Genomic DNA, 4,245 nt, shown 5'->3' with positions numbered 1-4,245 from the left:
CCAGGTCGGCCCCGCGCCATATCTGGTCCGCCCACACGACCAGGTTGATGATCCCCTCGGCCTCGTAGCGGGGCACCAGTTCCAGATCCTGGCCTTCCAACCGGAAGTAGCAGGCAATCATCGCGCGCCCGTACTGTTCGCACAGTGCCGCGAGCCGGTCGCGAAGCCGTACCGCGTCGGAGAAGGAGGGCGTGCCGGAACTGAACCAGGCGTCCCCCAGTCGGGCTGCGCGATGCAGCGCCCGGTCCGTGTTCCCCCCGAGGACGAGCGGCACCGCAACGGGCCGGGGGGTGACCTGGATTCTGCCGGTCGTGAAGTGGGTGCCCTGATGCTCGAAGGGTCCTCCGCTCCAGGCCGACCGCAGGACCTCCAGGCACTCCTCGAGGCGGGATCCACGTTCGTCGAACGGCACGCCGAGGGCGGCGAACTCCTCGCGCAGCCAACCGGCTCCGACCCCGAGCATGAACCTGCCGGCAGCGATCTCCTGCGTCGTGCAGGCGGCACGAGCTGTCAGAAGCGGATGACGTAACGGCAGGATGTAGATGCCCGTCGCGAGCTTCACCCTCGTCGTGAGCGCTGCGGCGGCACTCAACGCCGACCACGGGTCCAGCAGCTTCGTGGCCGGGTCGATGATCGGCCGGGTGTGATGCTGGTGCGCCGTTTCGCCCTGGGTGGGGTGCTCGCTGGAGTAGTCGTACGGCAGGACGAGATGCTCGCCGAGCCAGAGGGCATCGAAGCCGAGGTCGTCGGCCGCCACGGCGAGGTCCAGTAGGTCACGCGCACCCATGTCGTATACCGACAGACCGATCCGCATCATCGTCCCTTCCGGCCTCAGCTGAATCTCATCGGTCCGGCCGCGTCAACGGGGATACACCTGGGGGCCGCTGCCGCCGACGGCAGCGAGGTAACCGGTGGAGTCCACCCGACGCTCGCCCCAGAGAATCTCGAAGAGAAGCCTGCTGATTTTCCAACCGTCCGCTTTGCGTCGCAGCTGGTTATGGTACCGGCCGACGAGCACGTGCACCGTTTCCGGCGATGCGCGGAACACCTGGTGCGAGGTGTGGTAGATGAGCGCCGTGGCATGATCCGCTACAAGGTCCACATGGTAAACACTGAGCAGATGATGCTGCCAGACGCATTCCCGGGTGCCTTCGTCGATCCAATTGGCGACCGCGTCACCGCCGACGATGGGATCAACGTTGCCGTACTGCGCCCACAGGTCGTCGGCGAGGGTCACACGGATCCCGTCGACATCCCGTTTGTCGATACACGACGCATACCTGTAAAGCACCTCGGTAACGTCGGCGCGGTCCAAGCCAGCCTCAATCTCGGCCGCTGTACGCATGCTCGCTCCCTTCGCAGCCGTCCCGGCGGGTGCCACGTCTGCTGCGGCGCTGCCGTGTCAAGCCCCGACCTTCATCCACACGCTCTTGAGCTGGGTGAACTCGTCGAGAGAGGCCGCGCCCAGGGTGCGGCCATGCCCGGAGTACTTCACACCGCCGTAGGGCACCGTCGGGTAGACCATCTGGAAGGTGTTCACCCACACCGTGCCTGTCCGTAGCGCTCTGCTCATGCGGTGTGCCAGGCCCAGGTCGTTGGTCCACACGCCGGCCGCCAGGCCGTACTCGGTGTCGTTGGCGATGGCGATGGCCTCCTCCTCCGAGCCGAACTCCAGCACGGACATCACGGGCCCGAAGATCTCCTCGCGGGCGATCCGCATGTCGTTGCGCACGGATGTGAACACCGTCGGCTGGTGGAAATAGCCGACATCGCCGTGACGCTCACCGCCGAGCACCAGCTCCGCACCCTCGTCACGGCCGTAGCCGACGTAGCGCTGCACCCGCTCCAGCTGTTCCGCGGACACCAGCGGTCCCATCTGGCTGCTGGGGTCGAAACCCGAGCCGAGCCGGATGTCACGCGACCCTTCAATGATCATGCTTACCAGTTTGTCGTGCACGGAACGGTGCACCAACAGACGGCTACCCGCGGTGCACACCTGTCCGGATGCGCCCCACACCGCGGCCATGGCCGCTGCGGCGGCGGCCTCCAGGTTGGCGTCGGGGAAGACGATGAACGGGCTCTTGCCGCCGAGTTCGAGGCTCACCCGCTTCACCCGTGCGGCGGCGGCCGCCTGGATCGCGCAACCGGTCGCCACGGACCCGGTGAACGACAGGGCGTCGATGTCGGCAGAGGCGACGAGTGCGGCGCCCACGACCTCACCGACACCTTGAACGACGTTGAAGACCCCCGGCGGAATCCCCGCCTCGAGCGCCAGCTCCGCCATGAGAACCGCCGACATGGGGGTCTGCTCGGCCGGCTTCAGCACGACGCTGTTGCCCGCGCTGATGGCGGCGGCCACCGAGGCGAACACGGCCGTCGGCCCGTTCCACGGAGTGATCAGGCCGACGACGCCGATCGGCTCCCGGTGCTGATACACGGCCAGGTCCGACGGTACCGACGGGATCGTTCCGGAAAGCTTGGAGGGCCAGCCCGCGTAGTAGTCAATACCGTCGACCGCGAACTGGACGATGAAGCCCTCATAGAAGCGCAGCAAGCCCGCGTCGATCACATCGATCTCGGCGAAGACGTCCGCCCGCTCCGTCAGGAGGCTGGAGAGCCTGCGCATCCGGCGTTCTTTTTCCAAGGGCGGGAGGAACCGCCACCGGCCGTCATCGAAGGCTGCGCGTGCAGATTGTGCGGCCCGTTCGGCGTCGGCCACCGAGCCGGCAGCGGCGGTGGCGACCTGCCGTTCCGTCGCGGGATCGACGACCGCCATCGTCGCTCCGTCGGCAGCCGGGACGACCTCACCGTCGATAACGTGACCGAACAGGGGGCGTGCCAGCTGCCGTGCGGTTTCCGCTGAAATCGGATATGTCGAGGAATTGTCCGACGTACTGATCACCGAAGGTACTCCGATCCGGTAGGAGAGATATCCGCAGAAAAAGGTCCAGATGCGCTGAAAGCGACTGCGCTGAGAGCGGCCGGCAACAGGGACACGGCGTCACGGAGCCGGGGCACGTGGCTCGCCGGTCGCGACGGGCTCAGGCTGCGCGCCGGACCCGGACCCGGACCCGGACCCAGACGTGGACTCGGACCCGGACGTGGACTCGGACCCGGACTCGGACTCGGCAGCCGCCGCCTGCGTTCGCCGGCTGCGCCGGGTCTGGGCGACCTGTCGACTCGCCAGCGCGACGGCGATCAGCAGGGCCACGCCCTGGAACAGCGGCTGGATCCAGAAGGTGCCGGGCCCGAAGGCCAGTTGCAGGCCCTTGACACCGAATGCGAGGGCGAAATAAGCGACCAGCGTGCCCCACACGTTGGGCCGCCGGGAGAACTGCGACGCCCCGAAGAACACCGCTGCCAGCGCGGGGAACAGCAGACCTGAACCGGAGTCCGCGGTATAGGCGCCGACCCGCATCGCGTAGATGACGCCGGCGATCCCGGCCACCCCGCCGGAGGCGATGAGCGAGCCGTAGACGAGCCGCTCCGCCGGCAGGCCGGCCAGGCGGGCGGCCTCCGGGTTGCTGCCGACCGCGAACAGGTAGCGCCCGACCGGCGTGTGCTCCAGAACGAACCACAGGATGACCGCCAGCGCCAGCAGGTAGAGCACGACCACCGGAACGCCCAGCAGGTTCGTGCTGCCGAGCGTCGCGAACCGGTCGGAGAACGCGCCGGTGATCTGGCGGTTGTCAGAGACCTTCAGTCCCACGGCGGTGAGCACCTGGCTCACGCCGAGGGTGGCTATCAGCGAGTTGACCCGGAACCGCACCACCAGGAAGCCGCTGACCAGTCCGACCAGACAGCACACCAGCACAGCGCCGAGGCAGACCAGGCCGACCGGGATGTCGGTGTTGGCCGCGAACCAGTTGATCAGCACCAGCGACAGACCCATCATCGCGCCGATCGACAGGTCGAAGATGCCGGCCGCGAGCGGGACCAGGAAGGCCAGCGCCAGGACCGCGGTCACCACGCCTTCGCCGAAGGTGAGACGGAACGTGCTGACCGTCAGGAACAAATGTGGCTTGAGCGCTCCGAAGATGACGATGAACAGCGCGAAAAGGAGTAGAGCGCTGTACTTGCCGACCGTGAGGCTGACCGGCGCCCGGACAGGCCCCGGCGGGTACGGACCGCCCGCGACACCACGACCTGCCCCGCCCTTCGCGATCACGGCTTCCACAGCGGGTGGCTGGGCGGCGACGGGCCCGGCCGGCTGGGCGCCGGCCCGGTCCGCGGTGCCGTCGGCCG

General features: G+C 67.9%; 4 protein-coding genes. All 4 read right to left on the bottom strand.

Translation table 11 applies throughout. From position 1 onward, the window contains the following. A partial coding sequence (locus tag U9980_RS06125) for a TIGR03619 family F420-dependent LLM class oxidoreductase (protein ID WP_322767046.1) occupies window positions 1-814 on the bottom strand: 814 nt, incomplete at its 3' end. A 45-nt stretch (window positions 815-859) separates the two neighbouring features. Beyond that, window positions 860-1,345 carry a nuclear transport factor 2 family protein gene (locus tag U9980_RS06120; RefSeq protein ID WP_322767045.1) on the bottom strand — a complete coding sequence of 162 codons (486 nt, stop codon included), beginning with the start codon at window positions 1,343-1,345 and terminating at the stop codon, window positions 860-862. A 57-nt stretch (window positions 1,346-1,402) separates the two neighbouring features. Further along, window positions 1,403-2,902, bottom strand: a complete 1,500-nt coding sequence (locus U9980_RS06115; RefSeq protein WP_322767044.1) for an aldehyde dehydrogenase family protein — start codon at window positions 2,900-2,902, stop codon at window positions 1,403-1,405. A gap of 99 nt (window positions 2,903-3,001) precedes the next feature. Continuing rightward, window positions 3,002-4,245 (bottom strand): ABC transporter permease (locus U9980_RS06110; protein ID WP_322767043.1); only part of this gene is annotated, 1,244 nt, incomplete at its 5' end.

This window comes from Protofrankia sp. Cr1, assembly GCF_963555865.1.
Taxonomy (GTDB): Bacteria; Actinomycetota; Actinomycetes; order Frankiales; family Frankiaceae; genus Protofrankia.
Note: the sequence above shows the minus strand (reverse complement) of the source record. Positions and strands in the feature narration are given on the sequence as shown.

Bases quoted from the DNA above. Each gene is read 5' to 3' on its own strand.
- U9980_RS06120 (WP_322767045.1), bottom strand. From the start codon at position 1,345: ATGCGTACAGCGGCCGAGATTGAGGCTGGCTTGGACCGCGCCGACGTT.